Source organism: Micromonospora endolithica (assembly GCF_003626595.1).
Classification (GTDB): Bacteria; Actinomycetota; Actinomycetes; order Mycobacteriales; family Micromonosporaceae; genus Micromonospora; species Micromonospora endolithica.
This window is the reverse complement of the sequence record NZ_RBAK01000009.1, coordinates 17,614-34,537: the sequence shown is the minus strand read 5'-3', so window position 1 is coordinate 34,537 and position 16,924 is coordinate 17,614. Positions and strand designations below refer to the sequence as shown.

16 protein-coding genes are annotated in these 16,924 nt (G+C 73.1%); 4 read left to right on the top strand and 12 right to left on the bottom strand.

Annotated features, from left to right (window positions below):
* The first annotated feature begins 9 nt into the window (after nucleotides 1-9).
* A complete protein-coding gene (locus D7223_RS21575; RefSeq protein ID WP_120730242.1) occupies nucleotides 10-228 on the top strand; it encodes a DUF397 domain-containing protein in 219 nt (72 codons plus the stop codon).
* 113 nt (nucleotides 229-341) lie between these two features.
* On the opposite strand, the gene D7223_RS21570 is transcribed toward D7223_RS21575, so the two are convergent.
* Complete coding sequence (locus D7223_RS21570) at nucleotides 342-737, bottom strand: hypothetical protein (protein WP_120730241.1); 396 nt, start codon at nucleotides 735-737, stop codon at nucleotides 342-344.
* Nucleotides 738-1,120: 383 nt separating this feature from the next.
* Here D7223_RS21570 and D7223_RS21565 point away from each other — a divergent pair, with 383 nt between their 5' ends.
* The gene (locus tag D7223_RS21565) at nucleotides 1,121-2,368 is read left to right on the top strand and encodes a cytochrome P450 (protein WP_120730240.1); all 1,248 of its coding nucleotides are present in this window, start codon (nucleotides 1,121-1,123) and stop codon (nucleotides 2,366-2,368) included.
* Nucleotides 2,369-2,425: 57 nt separating this feature from the next.
* Here D7223_RS21565 and D7223_RS21560 read toward each other — a convergent pair whose 3' ends face one another.
* Both D7223_RS21560 and D7223_RS21555 read right to left on the bottom strand, forming a co-directional pair.
* A complete protein-coding gene (locus tag D7223_RS21560; protein ID WP_120730239.1) occupies nucleotides 2,426-3,595 on the bottom strand; it encodes a zinc-dependent alcohol dehydrogenase in 1,170 nt (389 codons plus the stop codon).
* Complete coding sequence (locus tag D7223_RS21555) at nucleotides 3,592-4,227, bottom strand: SRPBCC family protein (protein ID WP_120730238.1); 636 nt, start codon at nucleotides 4,225-4,227, stop codon at nucleotides 3,592-3,594. Before D7223_RS21555 ends, D7223_RS21560 begins: the two co-directional genes overlap by 4 nt.
* Nucleotides 4,228-4,372: 145 nt before the next feature.
* On the opposite strand from D7223_RS21555, the gene D7223_RS21550 reads away from it, so the two are divergent.
* Nucleotides 4,373-5,479: a glycosyltransferase family 2 protein gene (locus D7223_RS21550; RefSeq protein ID WP_238162149.1), complete on the top strand. Its 1,107-nt coding sequence runs from the start codon at nucleotides 4,373-4,375 to the stop codon at nucleotides 5,477-5,479.
* Between the two features lie 156 nt (nucleotides 5,480-5,635).
* On the opposite strand, the gene D7223_RS21545 is transcribed toward D7223_RS21550, so the two are convergent.
* From D7223_RS21545 to D7223_RS21535, 3 genes are read right to left on the bottom strand one after another with little or no spacing between them, the layout of a single operon-like run.
* On the bottom strand, nucleotides 5,636-6,298 hold the full coding sequence (locus D7223_RS21545) for a DUF3618 domain-containing protein (RefSeq protein ID WP_120730237.1): 663 nt from the start codon (nucleotides 6,296-6,298) through the stop codon (nucleotides 5,636-5,638).
* On the bottom strand, nucleotides 6,295-6,747 hold the full coding sequence (locus D7223_RS21540; protein ID WP_420330337.1) for a phage holin family protein: 453 nt from the start codon (nucleotides 6,745-6,747) through the stop codon (nucleotides 6,295-6,297). Before D7223_RS21540 ends, D7223_RS21545 begins: the two co-directional genes overlap by 4 nt.
* Before the next feature lie 31 nt (nucleotides 6,748-6,778).
* Nucleotides 6,779-7,591, bottom strand: coding sequence for a hypothetical protein (locus tag D7223_RS21535; protein WP_120730236.1), 813 nt, complete (start codon nucleotides 7,589-7,591; stop codon nucleotides 6,779-6,781).
* Between the two features lie 198 nt (nucleotides 7,592-7,789).
* Between D7223_RS21535 and D7223_RS21530 the strand changes: the two genes are divergently transcribed.
* Complete coding sequence (locus D7223_RS21530) at nucleotides 7,790-8,263, top strand: DUF4383 domain-containing protein (RefSeq protein ID WP_120730235.1); 474 nt, start codon at nucleotides 7,790-7,792, stop codon at nucleotides 8,261-8,263.
* A gap of 91 nt (nucleotides 8,264-8,354) precedes the next feature.
* Here D7223_RS21530 and obgE read toward each other — a convergent pair whose 3' ends face one another.
* The 6 genes from obgE to D7223_RS21500 all read right to left on the bottom strand — a co-directional run bounded on the left by obgE (nucleotide 8,355) and on the right by D7223_RS21500 (nucleotide 16,807).
* Nucleotides 8,355-9,836: a GTPase ObgE gene (obgE, locus tag D7223_RS21525; protein ID WP_120730234.1), complete on the bottom strand. Its 1,482-nt coding sequence runs from the start codon at nucleotides 9,834-9,836 to the stop codon at nucleotides 8,355-8,357.
* Between the two features lie 93 nt (nucleotides 9,837-9,929).
* Entirely contained in the window at nucleotides 9,930-10,184 is a 255-nt protein-coding gene (gene rpmA / locus D7223_RS21520) for a 50S ribosomal protein L27 (RefSeq protein WP_088972745.1), read from the bottom strand.
* A gap of 11 nt (nucleotides 10,185-10,195) precedes the next feature.
* Entirely contained in the window at nucleotides 10,196-10,510 is a 315-nt protein-coding gene (rplU, locus tag D7223_RS21515; RefSeq protein ID WP_067312477.1) for a 50S ribosomal protein L21, read from the bottom strand.
* Between the two features lie 242 nt (nucleotides 10,511-10,752).
* Nucleotides 10,753-13,878, bottom strand: a complete 3,126-nt coding sequence (locus D7223_RS21510) for an Rne/Rng family ribonuclease (protein WP_120730233.1) — start codon at nucleotides 13,876-13,878, stop codon at nucleotides 10,753-10,755.
* 131 nt (nucleotides 13,879-14,009) lie between these two features.
* Nucleotides 14,010-14,729 carry a TIGR03936 family radical SAM-associated protein gene (locus tag D7223_RS21505; protein ID WP_120730232.1) on the bottom strand — a complete coding sequence of 240 codons (720 nt, stop codon included), beginning with the start codon at nucleotides 14,727-14,729 and terminating at the stop codon, nucleotides 14,010-14,012.
* An 86-nt stretch (nucleotides 14,730-14,815) separates the two neighbouring features.
* On the bottom strand, nucleotides 14,816-16,807 hold the full coding sequence (locus D7223_RS21500; RefSeq protein ID WP_120730231.1) for a TIGR03960 family B12-binding radical SAM protein: 1,992 nt from the start codon (nucleotides 16,805-16,807) through the stop codon (nucleotides 14,816-14,818).
* Between the last annotated feature and the right edge of the window lie 117 nt (nucleotides 16,808-16,924).

Genomic DNA, 16,924 nt, shown 5'->3' with positions numbered 1-16,924 from the left:
GAATGACCGATGACTACGCACCCGAAGGGTGACTTCGACCTCTCCCGAGCGGTCTGGCAGCGGGCCGAGGGCGACACCTCCGAAAGCGCCGTCGAGGTCGCCTTCGTGGACGACCTGATCGGGATGCGCAACTCGGCCGAACCGGACGGCCCGGTGCTGGTCTTCACCCAGGCCGAGTGGGACGCCTTCGTCGCCGGGGCCCAGGACGGCGAGTTCGACCTGGACTGATCCGCCGGTCGACCCGGCCCTGGTCGACCCGACATCGCTGGCCCGGGGGTGTCCCGCCACGCCGGACACCCCGGGGCCAGGAGACGGGTCACCCGCCGCGTCCCCCGCGTCGGCTAGTCACCGTCGCCCCAGCCGAGGCCCCCCGGACCGGGCGCGTGGTGGAAGCCGGGATGGCCGGCCACGTCCACGCAGTGCTCCCCGTCCGGGCCGGCCGCGCCGCAGAAGAGCCGCTCCGCGAGGTGCCAGGCGCCGGCCGGGGAGAGCGCCGCCGCGCCCAGGGCCAGCTCGGGCCGGAGCAGGCTCAACGCCTCCGCGTAGCCGACCGCCAACTCCCGGGCGAGGCCCGGGTCGGCGGCCTCGAAGCCGAGGTGCGCGGTGAACCACCGCGCCGGTCGTGCCGCCCGGCGCGGTGGCCCGATCAGTGTCGCGCCCGTCGCCGCTCGTCCGGCGTCGCTCAGCGCCGCCCCCATCCGCTCCCGCCGCCAGTACGGCGACCCGTTGCCCCGCATGCAACCCTCCCCCGTGGACCTTCCCGGCATCGCTTCCACCCGCAAGCAAACCAGTTCCGTCCGCCCCTGGGAGGGGCCAGCGAGCACCAGTTGTCACCGGCCGGAACCGGGCCGGCCCGTGCCCGCCCCCGATTTCCCACATGATCGACTCGACGTCAGGGAAGTCGGGGCATCCGAGTGCCTACGACACCCCGATGTCACGGACATCGATTGATTCATCGGCCGGACCGGGCGGACCGGACCGGGGCAGGGCCGGCCGGGGCAGGGCCGGGGCGGGGCCGGGGCGGGGCAGGGCCGGGGCGGGGCCGGGCGGGACCGGGGCGGGGGGATTCAGGGGCGCTGGCCTGGGTAGACGTGGCCCGGGGAGACGACGAGGAGGCCCGATGGCGACGATCCCGGCGGAACGCGGCCTGGACAGCACCCTGGCCTTCCTGCGCGACGGGTACCGGTTCATCGGGGCCCGTTGCGACCGGCACGGCAGCGACATCTTCACCACCCGGCTGCTGCTGGAACGCACCATCTGCCTGCGCGGCCGCCCGGCCGCCGAGTTGTTCTACGACGCCGGGCGCTTCGCGCGGGCCGGTGCGCTGCCCAAACGGGGGCAACGGACCCTCACCGGGGTGGGCGGCGTGCAGGGACTGGACGACGTCGCGCACACCGACCGCAAGGGCATGTTCATGTCGATCATGACCTCGGACGCGATCCGGCGGCTCGGCCAGCTCTTCGACGACGAGTGGCGGGCTCGGCTGCCGGCGTGGGAGTCCGGTCAACCGGTGGTCCTGTTCGACGAAGTCAGCCGGATGCTCACCCGGGCGGTCTGCGCCTGGGCGGGGGTTCCGTTGGCCGACTCCGAGGTGGCCCGGCGTACCGCCGACCTGGAGGCGATGATCGCCGGCCCGGCGGTGATCGGGCCACCGCACTGGCGCGGGCTGTTCGGCCGGAAGCGGGCCGAACGCTGGGTCGGCGACATCGTCGAACGCGAGCGCGTCGGGACGCTGGAGGCACCGCCGGGCAGCGCGCTGCGGATCATCTCGGAACACCGGGATTCCGCCGGCCGGCTGCTCCCCCGCCGGATCGCCGCCGTGGAACTGCTCAACATCCTGCGCCCGACGGTCGCCGTGGACCGGTACGTCGTGTTCGCCGCGCTGGCGCTGCACGACCACCCGGCCTGGCGGGACCGGGTACGCGGCGACGACGCGACGACCGAGCAGTTCGTCCAGGAGGTACGCCGGTACTACCCCTTCTTCCCGGTCGCCGCCGCCCGGGTGCGCCGCTCGTTCGACTGGCAGGGGCACCACTTTCCCCGGGGCCGCCGGGTGCTGCTCGACCTGTACGGCACCAACCACCACCGCGCGCTCTGGCCGGAGCCGGAGCGGTTCCGGCCGGAGCGGTTCACCGGCTGGCGCGACGACCCGTTCGGGCTGATCCCGCAGGGCGGCGGTGACCACCACGTCGGGCACCGGTGCGCCGGTGAGTGGATCACCATCGAGTTGATGAAGCGGGCGGTGGCCACCCTGGCCGGCTCGATGAGCTACGACGTACCGCCGCAGGACCTGGCGGTGAGTCTGCACCGGATGCCGGCCCTCCCGCCCAGCGGATTCGTGATCACCAACGTGCGCCGCCTGGACTGAGCGGCGGGCGCGGCCCCCGGGTCCGGGAAGCCGCGCCCGCCGTCGTGGGAGAACCGGTCAGGGGTGCAGGACGCTCCGCAGGCAGGCGTCCTCCTTCTTCTCGAACATCTCGTAACCGCGTACGCCCTGTTCCAGGGACATCGGGTGGGTGGCCAGGTAGCCCGGGTCGATCTCGCCGGCGGCGAGCCGCTCCAGCAGCATCGGGATGTAGCGCTGGGCGTGCATCTGACCCATCCGCAGCACCAGCGCCTTGTTCATCGCCGCGCCCAGCGGGAACTTGTCCACCAGCCCGGCGTACACCCCGACGATGCTCACCGTGCCGCCCTTACGGCAGGCCATGATCGCCTGGCGGACCGAGGTCGGCCGGTCGGTCTGCAACCGGGCCGTCTGCTTCGCCTTGTCGTACGCGTACGCCGGACCGACGTCGTGCGACTCCATGCCGACGGCCTCGATGCACGCGTCCGGACCCCGGCCGCCGGTCATCTCCCGCAGCGCCTCCAGCACGTCGGTGTCCGCGTAGTTGACCGTCTCGACGCCCAGCCGGTCGGCGGCGGTGGCGAGCCGATCCGGCAGCCGGTCGATCATGATCACCCGCTCCGCGCCGAGGAGTTGCGCGGACCGGGCGGCCATCTGTCCCACCCCGCCGGCGCCCCAGACGGCCACCACCTCGCCACCGGTCAGGCCGCAGAAGTCGGCGGCCATCCACCCGGTGGGCATCGCGTCGGAGGCGAACACGGCGGCGTTGTCGGACACCCCCTCCGGGACCGCGAAGGCGCCGATGTCCCCGAAGGGCACCCGGACGTACTCGGCGTGGCTGCCGGAGAAGCCGCCCGCGGCGTGTGAGTAGCCCAGGATGCCGGCGGGTGAGTGGCCCCAGAGTTTCTCCGCGAACACCGGCTGCGGGTTGGAGTTGTCGCAGAGCGAGTACTGCTCGGTGCGGCAGTACCAGCAGCCGCCGCAGGCCACCACCGAGCCGACCACCACCCGGTCGCCGACCTTCAGCCTCCGGACGTCCGGCCCGGTCTCCACCACCTCGCCCATGAACTCGTGGCCGAGGATGTCGCCCTCGCGCATCGCCGGCACGAATCCGTTGATCAGGTGCAGGTCGGAGCCGCACACGCTGCTGGCCCGGACCCGGACGACGATGTCACCCTCGGCGCGGATGGTCGGCTCGGGCACGTCCCGCACCGCCAGCTTGCCGACGCCCTCCCAGCACAGCGCCCTCACGCCCGTCCTCCCGCCATCAGCTTCTCGCGCATCCGATCGGTGGCCTTCTCCTGTGCCGGCGTACGCCCGGAGGGGTCCCGCCGGGTGTTCAGGACCTGCCCGCACTCGATCAGCGACTTCACCCGGCGCAGGGTGTCCCGCAGCGCCAGGTCCGGTTCGTGGCTGGTGGCCAGGCCGAGGACCCGGCGCAGCGGCCCCGACCGGTAGCGCAGTTCGGTGCGGATCTCGGTGCCGCGGTCCATCGGCGCGGGGGTCAGCTCGACGGTGCCCTCCTGGGGCGGCCCGTCGGTCACCGCCCAGCGCAGCCGGCCGGGGCCCTCGACGGTGATCTCCGCCCGCCACTGCGCACCGCCATCGGCCGGGTCGGCGGCCACGCAGCGCCACCGGTCGTCACCGACCTGCTCCAGGATCGCCCACTCGGCCAGCGCGCGGTCCATCCGCTCCCGGTCGGTCCAGAAGCCGATCACCGCCGCCACCGGCCGGTCGACGGTGATCGCGCGGCGCACCACGTACCAGCCGTCCTGCCGGTCGGGTTGGTGCCGGCGTCGCCGGCTCGCCACCGCCCGGCCGACGCCGACCGCGGTCGCCGTGGTGACGCCGAGCAGCGCCCACCTCGTCCCGTTGCTGGTCATCACGTCTCCTCCACCCGGGGGCCCGGGGATGGACCACCCGCCTGCACGGTGCGCTACCCGGCACCGGAGCACTGAAACGACGGACCGTTTGATCCGCGGGTATCCGGGCACCTGCTGCGGGCACCCACCGGCACCGGGAGGGCAGTTGACCTTCGACGCGAGCGAGCGCCGGCGGCACGTCACGGGTGCCCACGCCCGGGCCGGCGGGCACGTCGCGGCCGGCGCGCCGGGCGACGCCCGGGGGCCGGCCGTCGGCGGCTGGTCGGTCGCACCGCCCCGCCGGCTTCCGATGGCGTACGTCCTGCCGCTGCGCTGGACCGACGACTCCGGTCTGTCCGAGCTGACCGGGTACCTGCGCCGGCTCGCCACCCTGGTCGACGTGACCGTGGTCGACGGGTCACCGCCGGCGGTGTTCGCCCGGCACGACGTGGCCTGGCGCGGCCTGGTCCGGCACCTCGCCCCCGACCCCGCCCGGTCCGGCGTGAACGGCAAGGTGTGTGGCGTGCTCACCGGGGTGGCCCACGCGGCGCACGAGCACGTGGTGATCGCCGACGACGACGTCCGGTACGACGAGGTGGCGCTGCGGGCCCTGCACGTCCTGCTGGACCGGGTGGACCTGGTCCGGCCGCAGAACTACTTCGCACCGCTGCCCTGGCACGCGTGGTGGGACACCGGGCGGACCCTGCTCAACCGGGCCCTCGGTGCCGACTACCCGGGAACCCTCGCGGTCCGCCGGAGCACCTTCCTGGCCATGGGCGGGTACGACCCGGACGTGCTCTTCGAGAACCTGGAGCTGATCCGGACGGTGCGCGCGTACGGGGGGACCGAGGCGGCGCCGGCCGACCTCTACGTACGCCGGCTCCCGCCGGAGACCGCCCACTTCCTGCGCCAACGGGTCCGCCAGGCGTACGACGACCTGGCCCAGCCGGCCCGCCTGGTGGCCTCGCTCGCGGTCCTCCCGGCGCTGGCCGCGGCGGTCGCGTTCCGCCGGCCGGGGCTGCTGCTCGGCGCGGTGGCGACCACGGTGGGCTTGGCCGAGCGGGGCCGGCGGCGCGGCGGCGGCGCGACGGTCTTCCCGGCCAGCACCGCGCTGGCCGCCCCGCTGTGGCTGCTGGAACGCGGCGTGTGCAGTTGGCTGGCCCTGTCCCGGCGGGTGTTCTCCGGCGGCGTGCGGTACGCCGGCACCCGCGTGCGCCGCGCCGCCCACTCCGAACGCACCCTCCGCCGGCAGCAAGGAAGGGCCCCTTCCTAACGCCTCGTGTCGTAACAGGGCCCCCTCTTAACGCCTCGTGTCGTGGCAGGGCCCCTTCTTGACGCGCCCGGCGGCAGGGGCGCGACAACGGCTCGCGGCCACCGCCCGGAACGTCCCCGGGTGGTGGCCGCGTGCTGTCGCGGGTGATGTCCTCGATCAGTACCGCACCTGGTCGCGGGACTGCTGCGCCTGGTCCTTGACGTCGTGCGCGGCCGACTGCGAGTCGTCCTTCACGGTCTGGGCGGCGTCCTGCGCGGTGGACTTCACCGACTGGGCGGCCTGCTGGGCCGGCTCGCGCAGTTCTTCCTTCAGCTCGTTGGCGACCTCGCCGAGCTTCTCCTTCACCACGCCGGTGTGCTCGCCGGCCTTCTCCTTGACCTGGGCCGCGACCTGCTGCTCGCGGCGGGTCGCGGGGATCAGCGAGGACGCCAGCCAGCCGACGCCGAAGGCGATGAGGCCGGCGGCGAGGGGGTTGCCCTCGGACTTCTGACGAATGACCTGCGGGGCGCGCTGCGCGGCGTCGCCCACCGACGAGGCGGCCGAGTGGGCCTTGTCGCTGACGGTGGAGGCTGCCGAGTGGGCCTTGTCGCTGACCGTGGAGGCCGCCGACGAGGCGCCGTGCTGGGTGCTGTGGCCGAGGTCCGACGCGGTTCCCATTACCTTGTCCCTCACATTCTGCAGCGCGCCGCGGGCCCGCTGCTTGCGGTCGTCGACGATGCGGGCGGGACTGACCTTGTACGCCAGCGCGTCCACATCGGAACTCAGGTTGTTCCGGGTGGCTTCGATCTCCCGGCGGATCTGCTCCGGATCGGTGCTCATCGGGTGACCTCCTGCGGGTGGGGCTTGAGCGCGTCGGGGATGCGCTGCACGCTCTCGTTGGTCTTCTTCAGGCCGCGCACCTTCTCGGCGTTCTTCTTGGCCATGGAGTAGAGGACGGCCGCGACGGCGCCCCAGATGACGGCCACGATCAGCGCCGCCCAGCCGGCGTCCATCACGTTGGACAGGCCGGCCCAGAGGGCGAGCGACAGGAACAGGGCCACCATGTAGCCGCCGAAACCGGCGCCACCGAAGAACCCGGCGGCCTTGCCCGCCTTCTTGCCCTCCTCGCGGATCTCCGCCTTGGCCAGCTCGACCTCCTGCCGCATCAGCGTGGACAGGTCGGTGGTGACGGAACGCATCAGCTCACCGATCGAGCTGTTGCGGACCTCGTCCGCGTCGTGCGGGTGGTACCCGGGGCCCGCCCCGGCTCCCTGCGTCGGCATGCTCACGCCGTCGCCTCCCTTCGGATGACCTGGTCGCTCACGGACGGTTGGTTCCGCTGGACGGCACGCCGGGCAGCGGGTCGGTCTGGCTCACCGGCGGCAGCGGCTGGCCGGTGCCACCGGCCGGGTCCGCGTAGCCGGTGGTGGTCCGCGGGTCCGGGTAGGCCGCACCCTGGCCGGAGTAGCCCGGCGTCGGCTCCGCGTAGGTGCCCGGGGTCGGGTCGAGGTAGCCGCCCGGCGGCACCGCGTCCGGCACCGCGCGCTGCGCGGGCGGCGGGGTGGGGATGACGGCGGTCCGCTCCGGGTCGTAGCCGGCGCCCGAGCCGTACGCGTGCTGACCGGAGTCGCCGGAGGCGGCGATGTTCTTGGTCAGCCGGCCGGCGAGCACACCGAGGACGGCGGCGCCGACGAGGAAGGTGCCGGGGTTGCGGCGGGCGTAGTCGCGTACCTCGTTGACGAGGTCGCCCGGCTCACGCTCCTCCAGCCAGCCGGCCACACCGTGCACGCGCTCCGCGGCCTGGTGGGCGAGTTCGGCCACCGGACCGGCCTGGCCGCTGCTCTGCGCCATCGAGCGCATCTCGTCGGCCAGTGAGCGGAGCCCGCCGGCGGCGCGTCGCTGCTGCTCACCGGTCTGGCTGGCGAGCTGGCTGCGGGCCTCGCCGTACAGGTTGCGGGCCTGGCGCCGGGTCTCGCCGACCACCTCACGGCCCTGCTCCTTGGCGGTCTCGGCGACCGCGCCGCCGGCGTGCTTGGCCTCGGTGCCGACCTGACGGGCCTGGTCCCGGACGCCGCCGCCGTTGGTCGACTCCTGCCCGTACGTGGAAGACGTGGGTGACAGATCGTAAGTCATGATTTCCCTTCCGCTCGGATAGTCGTCGCGGTTGTGCTGGGGGGAGACGGCGGCGGTTCCGCCGCCGTCGATTACTTCACCTACCCTGCGTTTTCGCTTCGACACCTGATCCGCCGTTTCTCTGCGACACGTCCGGCAGCGACAGGACAATGGAGGATCGTCACGGTCGGTGACCGGCGATCCACGGAGGTGACATCGATGGCACGCAGCCCACGCGGTCGGGGTCCCCGGCAGAAGGTGCAGCTGGCCGCCCTGGCCGCGGCCGGCGTCTTCCTGCTGATCGGGGTGCTCGGGTTCGTGCCCGGGATCACCACCCGGTACGGCGACCTGGACTTCGCCGGTCACCACTCGGAGGCGAAGCTGCTCGGCCTGTTCCAGGTGTCGATCCTGCACAACCTGCTGCACCTGGGCTTCGGGCTGGCCGGCCTGGTGCTGGCGCGCAGCGTCGCCGGGGCCCGGATCTTCCTGGCCGGCGGCGGCGCGCTCTACCTGGGGCTGTGGTTGTACGGGCTGGCCATCGACCGGGAGAGCGCGGCGAACTTCATTCCGGTCAACGACGCGGACAACTGGCTGCACCTGGCCCTCGGCTTCGGCATGCTCGCCCTCGGGCTGCTGCTGTCCAACCGGGCGGGCACCGGCGGCCGGCTGGACACGCCGATGGACCGCCCCTGACCAGCGCCGGAGCCACGCGGGCCGGCGCGCGAGGCGGTCACCGTCGGCGGCGACGGCAGCCGACGGACCGGCAGCGGGTGTACGCCTGCCGCTACTCGGTGTCGTCCCGGTCGGCGTCGAACGTGTCGTACGCGTCCTGGTCGGGCTTGCCGGTCTCGATCTCGTCCTCCGGACGTCGCCGGCGGGCCTTGCGGGCCTCCAGCCGCTCGGAGGCACGCGCCCGGGACGACTTCTCCTCCAGGCGCACGTCGGTGCCCCGGTTGCCGGGGACGAAGTCGGTCCCGGCGTAGAGGGTGGGCCGCCAGTCGAACTCGCGCTCGCCGATCCGCACCAGGTCGCCGGGCTCGGCACCGGCCTTGCCGAGCTTCTCCTCGACGCCCAGCCGGGCCAGCCGGTCGGCGAGGTAGCCGACCGCCTCGTCGTTGTCGAAGTTCGTCTGCCGTACCCACCGCTCCGGGCGGACGCCCCGGATCACCCAGGAGCCCTCGCCGGCCTCCTCGATGGTGAACCCGGCGTCGTCGACCGCCTGCGGCCGGATCACGATCCGGGTCGGCTCGGCCGGCGGTGCGGCGGTACGCGCCTGCTCCACCACCTCGGCCATCGCGTACGTCAGTTCCTTGAGCCCCTCCCGGGTGGCGGCGGAGACCTCGTAGACGCGGAAGCCGCGCTCCTCCAGGTCGGGGCGGACGATCTCGGCGAGATCCCGGCCGTCCGGCACGTCGACCTTGTTCAGCGCGACCAGCCGGGGCCGGTCGGCCAGGCCCCCGTACGCCTCCAACTCGGCCTCGATCGTGTCGATGTCGGCGACCGGGTCGCGGCCCGGCTCCAGCGTCGCGGTGTCGATCACGTGCACCAGCACCGAGCAGCGCTCGATGTGCCGGAGGAACTCCAGACCGAGGCCCTTGCCGGTGGCCGCGCCCGGGATCAGGCCGGGCACGTCGGCGACGGTGAAGGTGTGGTTGTCCACCCGGACCACGCCCAGGTTCGGCACGAGGGTGGTGAACGGGTAGTCGGCGATCTTCGGCTTGGCCGCGGAGAGCACCGCGATCAGCGACGACTTACCGGCCGACGGGAACCCGACCAGGCCCACGTCGGCGACGCTCTTCAACTCCAGCACCACGTCGAGCTGGTCGCCGGGCTCACCCAGCTCGGCGAAGCCGGGGGCCTTGCGGCGGGCGTTGGCCAGCGACGCGTTGCCCCGGCCGCCGCGCCCGCCCCGGGCCACCTCGAAGGTGGTGCCGGCGCCGACCATGTCGGCCAGCACGGTGCCGTCCGCGGTCTGTACGACGGTGCCGTTGGGCACCTTGAGCACGAGGTCCCGGCCGTTGGCGCCGTCCCGGTTGGAGCCGGCGCCGCCCTTGCCGTTGTCGGCCTTCACGTGCGGCCGGAAGTGGAAGTCGAGCAGGGTGGTCACCTGCGGGTCGACCACCAGCGACACGCTGCCACCGTGCCCGCCGTTGCCCCCGTCGGGCCCGCCGAAGGGCTTGAACTTCTCCCGGTGGATCGAGACACACCCGTGCCCGCCGTCGCCGGCCTGCAGGTGCAGGACGACCCGGTCAATGAACGTCGCCACGGGCGTCAATCCTTCCAGCGGGGCGGATGCCTCCGCACGAGAAAAGCAGAAGCGGGCCGGGACACGAGGTCCGCGGCCCGCAACGGCTGGGAACTACTGCTGCGGCACGATGTTGACGGTCTTGCGCCCGCGCTTGGTGCCGAACTGGACCGAGCCGGCGGCCAGCGCGAAGAGCGTGTCGTCGCCGCCGCGGCCGACCAGGTCACCGGGGTGGAACTTGGTGCCACGCTGACGGATGAGGATCTCACCCGCGCTGACGACCTGACCACCGAAGCGCTTCACGCCGAGTCGCTGGGCCGCGGAGTCACGACCGTTACGCGAGCTGGACGCACCCTTTTTGTGAGCCATTGGAGGACGACCTACTTCCCGCTGGAGATGCCGGTCACCTTGACCTGGGTCAACGGCTGGCGGTGACCCTGGCGCTTGTGGTAGCCGGTCTTGTTCTTGAACTTGTGGATCCGGATCTTCGGGCCCTTGGTGTGCGCGGCGATCTCGCCGGACACCGCGACCTTGGCGAGCTTGGCCGCGTCGGTCACCAGGTCGTCACCGTCGACGAGGAGCACCGCGGTGAGCTTCACCGCGTCACCGGGGGCACCGGTGAGCTTCTCGACCTCGATCACGTCGCCCTCGGCGACCTTGTACTGCTTGCCGCCGGTCTTGACGATCGCGTACATCGGAGGCGGACTCCCTGTCGTTGAGGCTGCTGGCTGGTCGTTCCCGCGGCGGCGCGCCGGGTAGCAGAAGCACGGCGGTGTGGGCGCGCGGGAACTCGGCACACCAAAGTGCGCCGCAGGCCAGCGTACGCCATCGTCGGCCGGACACCCAAACCGACCCCACCGCGGGCCCTCGGGCACGACCGAGCCCCTCCCCCGGGTGATCCGGGTGAGGGGCTCGGTCGCATGTTCGGCTCAGCGGGTCACGGCCGGGTACGCCGACGGGCGCCACCACGGCGGGACCGACGCCGGCCGGTGCCGCCCTCGGTCTCCTCGGTGTCGTCGTCGGAGAGCGCGTCCGGGTCGTCCGCCGCCGCCAGGCGGGCCGAGTCGCCCGTCTGGGCGTCGGCGACGTCCGCCGCGGCCGGGGTGTCCGTCTCGTACCGGGACAGGTCGTAGCCCATCGTGTCGTACTCCTCGGCGGCGGCAGTGGTGGCCGCGACGTCGGTCTCCGTGTCGGTGACCTCCACCACGGCCCGCTCGGCCGGCGCGTTCTTGCGCGCCCGGCGCCGCGAGGACGTCGACTGCTCGGCCGGCGCGGCGACGGCCGTGGCCACCGCCTTGACCTTCTCCCCCGCGCCGCCACCGGAACGCGGCTTCTCCGGCACCGGCTCGGTGTGGATGACCAGGCCCCGGCCCTTGCAGCACTCGCAGGTCTCGCTGAACGCCTCCAGCAGGCCGGCGGCGATCCGCTTGCGGGTCATCTGCACCAGGCCCAGCGAGGTGATCTCGGTGACCTGGTGCTTGGTCCGGTCCCGGCCCAGGCACTCGGTCAGCCGGCGCAGCACCAGCTCCCGGTTCGACTCCAGCACCATGTCGATGAAGTCGATCACCACGATGCCACCGATGTCGCGCAGCCGCAGCTGGCGGACGATCTCCTCGGCGGCCTCCAGGTTGTTCCGGGTGACCGTCTCCTCCAGGTTCCCGCCGGTGCCGGTGTACTTGCCGGTGTTGACGTCGACCACGGTCATCGCCTCGGTCCGGTCGATCACCAGCGATCCACCCGAGGGCAGGAAGACCTTCCGGTCCAGCGCCTTGATGATCTGCTCGTCGATCCGGTACTCGGAGAAGACGTCGGTGGTGCCCACGTGCCGCCGCAGCCGGGCGACCAGGTCGGGCGAGACGTGCGACAGGTACGACTCGACCATGCCGTACGACTGCTCGCCCTCGATCACCAGCTCGCGGAAGTCCTCGTTGAAGAGGTCCCGGACCACCCGGATGACCAGGTCGGGCTCCTCGTAGAGCAGCACCGGGGCGCCGCCCTCGGCGGCCTTGGCCTGGATGTCCTCCCACTGGGCCTGGAGCCGCTTGACGTCCCGGGCCAGTTCGTCCTCGCTGGCGCCCTCGGCGGCGGTCCGCACGATCACGCCCGCGCCGTCCGGCACCAGCTTCTTCAGCACGTCGCGCAGCCGCTTGCGCTCGTTGTCCGGCAGCTTGCGGCTGATCCCGGAGGCGTTGCCGTTGGGCACGTAGACCAGGTGCCGGCCGGAGAGCGCGATGTGGCTGGTGAGCCGCGCGCCCTTGTGGCCGATCGGGTCCTTGGTGACCTGCACCAGCACCGAGTCGCCGGAGCGGAGGGCGTGCTCGATGGAGCGGGCCCGCCCCTCCAGGCCGGTGGTGTCCCAGTTGACCTCGCCCGCGTACAGCACGGCGTTGCGCCCGCGCCCGACGTCGACGAACGCCGCCTCCATGCTCGGCAGGACGTTCTGCACCTTGCCCAGGTAGACGTTGCCGGCCATGGTGCCGGAGGAGTTCCGGGTGACGTAGTGCTCGACCAGCACGCCGTCCTCCAGGACGGCGATCTGGGTGCGGTCACCTCGCTGGCGGACCGCCATCACCCGGTCGACCGCCTCCCGGCGGGCCAGGAACTCCGACTCGCTGAGGATCGGCGGGCGGGTCCGGCGCTGCTCGCGGCCGTCCCGGCGGCGCTGGCGCTTGGCCTCCAGCCGGGTCGAGCCGGAGACGCCCTGCACCTCGTCGACGGTCTTGCGCGGCTCGCGGATCTTGACGACCGTCGGCACCCCGTCGTCGGCGGCGCCCTCGACGTCGCCGGTGCCCCGGCGGCGGCGACGTCGGCGCCGACGGGTCATCCCGTCGCCCTCGCCGTCGCCCTCCTCGGACTCCTCCTCCTCGGCGTCGTCCGCCTCGGCCTGCGCCGGCTCCTCGGACTCCTCGTCCTCGGCGTCGTCCGCGCCGCCCTTGCCCCGGCCCCGACCCCGGCGACCACGACGGCGGCGACGGCGGGCCGCCGCGCTCTCGTCCTCGTCGTCGTCCTCGGCGGCCTCGTCGTCGTCCTCGGCGGTGGGCTCCTCCTCGGCCTCGACGGGCTCGACCGCCTCGACCTGCTCCGCGTCGCGGCGACCCCGCCGGCGGCGCGTCGGCTCGGCCGGCGCCTCCTCGGCGGGCTCCTCGGCGACGACCGGAGCCGGCGCGGTGGTGGCCCGGACGACCGGGACGTCCTCCGGCTGGGGGGCCATGAACAGCACGGTGGGCGCGGACAGCGCGGCGCGACGGCGGCGGGTGCGCGGCTCGGCCGGCGGGGCGGCGTCGTCGGCCGGAGCGGACACGGCGACACCCGGGGGCACCTCGCCGGAGCGGCTCTCGGCACCGCTGTCGGCGACCGGAGCGGCGGCCGCGCCGGGGACCGGCTCGTCGGCGGCGCTCACCGGGGGCACGGCGGCGCCGAAGGCCGTACCGGCCTCGGGCTCGACCTCCTCGGCCTCGACCTCCTCGGTCGCGGCGAGCGGGGCGGGCACCGTCGGCTCTGCGATGCCGGCCACCTCGGCCGGGGTCTCCACGGCCGGCTCGGCCGCCGCGGGGACGGCCTTGCGCCGGCGGGTACGGGTCACCTTGACCGGGGGCACGACGTCCTCGGTGGTCGGCTCGGCCCCGTCCGCGACGACCGGTTCCACGGCGGCGGCCTTGGCGGTGGTGGCCTTGCGACGGCGGCGGGGCGTGGTGGCGGCGGCCCCGTCGAGGTCGCCGGTCACCGGGGCGAGGACCTCCGCCTGCGGCGACTCGCCACTGCCCACCGTCGGGTCGGCGCTGGCCTCGACCGGCGCGTCGGTCTGCTCCGGCTGGTTCAGCGGCGCCACCTTGCGGCGGCTGGCGCGCCGCCGGGTGGGCGTCTTGGGCTCCCCCAGGTCCGCGATGCCGCTGCCGGCGGCCTCGCTCGGCGCGGGACCACCGGCCGACTCGGTCGGCACCTGCGGCGGGGCGGACCGCTCCGCCGTGGGTGCGCCGGTGTCCCCACCGGTGGTGTGCTCAGCGGTGTCGCCGGCCGGCTGGGAACCGGTGCGTTCGCCGCCCTCGGGCTCGTTCTCGAGCATGGACGTTCTCCAGTTCTGGCTGCCCCGGGCGCGGGTGAGCGCTGCCACGCAGGGTCGCCGCAAAAGTGTTTCCGCCGGTCGCGCGAGTCGCGCGACCGCCGAAGTCTGCCTGCTTGAACACTGACCGACGGTCAGCGTCCACCGATGGCTGTCCCGTCGCGGTCCGCGTCCAACGGATCCGCGATCGCACCGTGCGCGGTCAGCGTGCCCTGTGCCAGCCGGATCACCTTCGGTGAGACCGGCGGCTCCAGGTCGGCCACCACGCGGAGGCCGGAAAGGACGTCATCGGGTCGTACGGACGGGGTGACCTGCCGCACGACCAGTTCGAGTATCGCACACGGTACGGCCGCCGCCCCGGAAGGCGTCTCCGTCGGGGGAACGACATCGATGGAGATGACTGCGGCACGGGCGTCGAAGGTGCGTCGCCCCTGCTTGGTCATGCGCTCGACGAGGACCTCGCCGGCGGCGGTGAAGGCGGCGACCGCCCGGTCCAGGACCGCCGGGTCGACCTCGGGCAGCTCGATGCGCCAGTGCGACGCCTCGATCCGGTCGGCCAGGCTCCCGCTGCCGGCCACCACCGCGTCCAGCACGTCGAGGCCGGGCGAGAGCGCGGCGTCCAGCGCCCGGCGCAACTGCTCCGGGTCGACCTCGGCACGGAGACCGATCTCCAGGTACTCGGCCTCGCTGGCCACCCCGGTCGGTGCCGCGCTGGCGTACGAGATCTTCGGGTGCGGGGTGAAACCCTGGGAGAAGGCGATCGGCACGCCGGCCCGGCGCAACGCCCGCTCGAAGGCACGGGCGAAGTCGCGGTGCGAGGTGAACCGCAGCGGCCCCCGCTTGGCGTACCGGATCCGGAGGCGCTGGACGACCGGCGCCTGCCCTCCCTCGGGCTGTGGTCTCTTGCTGATCGTCGTGCTCCTCGTTCAGTCAGGAAGGACTACTGCTGCGCGCCGGACGGCAGGCGGAGGCCACCGCCGTCGACCGGGGTCAGCGGCAGGAGCTTCCGGCCGGTGGGGCCGATCTGGATCTCGGTGTCCATCGACGGGCAGACGCCGCAGTCGAAGCACGGGGTCCACCGGCAGTCGTCCTGCTCGTACTCGGACAGCGAATCCTGCCAGTCCTGCCAGAGCCAGTCCTTGTCCAGGCCGGAGTCCAGGTGGTCCCAGGGCAGGACCTCCAGCTCCTCGCGCTGGCGGGTGGTGTACCAGTCGAGGTCCACGCCGAAGCCCGGCAGCACCTCGGCGGCGGCGTCGACCCAACGCTGGTACGAGAAGTGCTCGCTCCAGCCGTCGAACCGGCCGCCGCTCTCCCACACCTTCCGGATCACCGCGCCGACCCGGCGGTCACCACGGGACAGCAGTCCCTCGATCAGCGACGGCTCACCGTCGTGGTAGCGGAAGCCGATCGCCCGGCCCAGCGAACGGTCCGAGTTGATGGCCTGCTTGAGCATCTTCAGCCGGCCGTCGATGACCTCCGGCCGCTCCATCGCCGCCCACTGGAACGGGGTGTGCGGCTTCGGCACGAACCCGCCGATGGAGACGGTGCAGCGGATGTCCTTGGAACCGGTTGCGGCCCGACCGGCCCGGATGACCTCGTGGGCCATGTCGGCGATCTCCAGGACGTCGTCGTCGGTCTCCGTGGGCAGGCCGCACATGAAGTACAGCTTCACCTGCCGCCAGCCGTTGGTGTACGCGGTGACCACGGTGCGGATGAGGTCTTCCTTCGACACCATCTTGTTGATCACCTTGCGGATCCGTTCCGACCCGCCCTCCGGGGCGAAGGTCAGACCGGTGCGCCGCCCGTTGCGGGACAGCTCCTGCGCCAGGTCGATGTTGAACGCGTCCACCCGGGTCGACGGCAGCGACAGCGACACGTTGGTGCCCTCGTACTGCTGGGCCAGGCCGGAGCACATGTCGCCGATCTCCGAGTGGTCGGCCGACGACAGCGACAGCAGACCCACCTCGTGGAAGCCGGAGAACTCCAGCCCCTCCTTCACCATCTGGCCGACGGTGGTGATCGAGCGCTCCCGCACCGGGCGGGTGATCATGCCCGCCTGGCAGAAGCGGCAGCCCCGGGTGCAACCCCGGAAGATCTCCACCGCGTACCGCTCGTGCACCGTCTCGGCGAGCGGGACCAGGGGCTTCTTCGGGTACGGCCAGGCGTCCAGGTCCATCGTCGTGCGCTTGTGCACCCGGAACGGCACGTCCGCCCGGTTCGGCACGACCCGCTGGATCCGGCCGTCCGGCAGGTAGTCGACGTCGTAGAAGCGCGGCACGTACACGCTCTCCGTACGGGCCAGCCGCAGCAGCAGCTCGTCCCGGCCACCGGGCGAGCCCTCCGCCTTCCACTCCCGGACGATCGCGGTGATCTCCAGGACCGCCTCCTCGCCGTCGCCGAGCACGGCGGCGTCGATGAAGTCGGCGATGGGCTCCGGGTTGAACGCGGCGTGCCCGCCGGCCACGATCACCGGGTCGTCGTCGGTGCGATCGGCGGCGAGCATCGGGATGCCGGCCAGGTCGATCGCGGTGAGCAGGTTGGTGTAGCCCAGCTCGGTGGAGAAGGAGACGCCGAAGACGTCGAACGCGCGGACCGCGCGGTGCGCGTCGACGGTGAACTGCGGCACGCCCTGGGCGCGCATCAGCGCCTCCAGGTCCGGCCAGACCGCGTACGTGCGCTCGGCGAGCACGTCGGGCAGCTCGTTGAGCACCTCGTAGAGGATCTGCACGCCCTGGTTGGGCAGCCCCACCTCGTACGCGTCCGGATACATCAGCGCCCACCGGACGGTCGCCGCGTCCCAGTCCTTGACCACCGCGCCCAGCTCGCCACCGACGTACTGGATGGGCTTGGTCACCTGGGGCAGCAGCGGCTCCAGCTGGGGCCATACGGAATGGGCCGCGGCCGGGCGCGGCGTGGTCGACGGGACGCTCATGGAACCAAAGGGTACGCGGCCACCCGGCGGTGACCGCGCGCACGCCGCCAATGGCTCCCACCGCCGGCGCTCGCCGCGGATTCGTCGCGGGTGGCACGCCGGTACTAACCTCGCAAC

Excerpts from the sequence above, each read along its gene's own strand:
- D7223_RS21575 (WP_120730242.1), top strand. The coding sequence starts at position 10 with ATGACTACGCACCCGAAGGGTGACTTCGACCTCTCCCGAGCGGTCTGG.
- D7223_RS21570 (WP_120730241.1), bottom strand. The coding sequence starts at position 737 with ATGCGGGGCAACGGGTCGCCGTACTGGCGGCGGGAGCGGATGGGGGCG.
- D7223_RS21565 (WP_120730240.1), top strand. The coding sequence starts at position 1,121 with ATGGCGACGATCCCGGCGGAACGCGGCCTGGACAGCACCCTGGCCTTC.
- D7223_RS21555 (WP_120730238.1), bottom strand. The coding sequence starts at position 4,227 with ATGACCAGCAACGGGACGAGGTGGGCGCTGCTCGGCGTCACCACGGCG.
- D7223_RS21545 (WP_120730237.1), bottom strand. The coding sequence starts at position 6,298 with ATGAGCACCGATCCGGAGCAGATCCGCCGGGAGATCGAAGCCACCCGG.
- D7223_RS21535 (WP_120730236.1), bottom strand. The coding sequence starts at position 7,591 with ATGACTTACGATCTGTCACCCACGTCTTCCACGTACGGGCAGGAGTCG.
- D7223_RS21530 (WP_120730235.1), top strand. The coding sequence starts at position 7,790 with ATGGCACGCAGCCCACGCGGTCGGGGTCCCCGGCAGAAGGTGCAGCTG.
- rpmA (WP_088972745.1), bottom strand. The coding sequence starts at position 10,184 with ATGGCTCACAAAAAGGGTGCGTCCAGCTCGCGTAACGGTCGTGACTCC.
- rplU (WP_067312477.1), bottom strand. The coding sequence starts at position 10,510 with ATGTACGCGATCGTCAAGACCGGCGGCAAGCAGTACAAGGTCGCCGAG.
- D7223_RS21510 (WP_120730233.1), bottom strand. The coding sequence starts at position 13,878 with ATGCTCGAGAACGAGCCCGAGGGCGGCGAACGCACCGGTTCCCAGCCG.
- D7223_RS21500 (WP_120730231.1), bottom strand. The coding sequence starts at position 16,807 with ATGAGCGTCCCGTCGACCACGCCGCGCCCGGCCGCGGCCCATTCCGTA.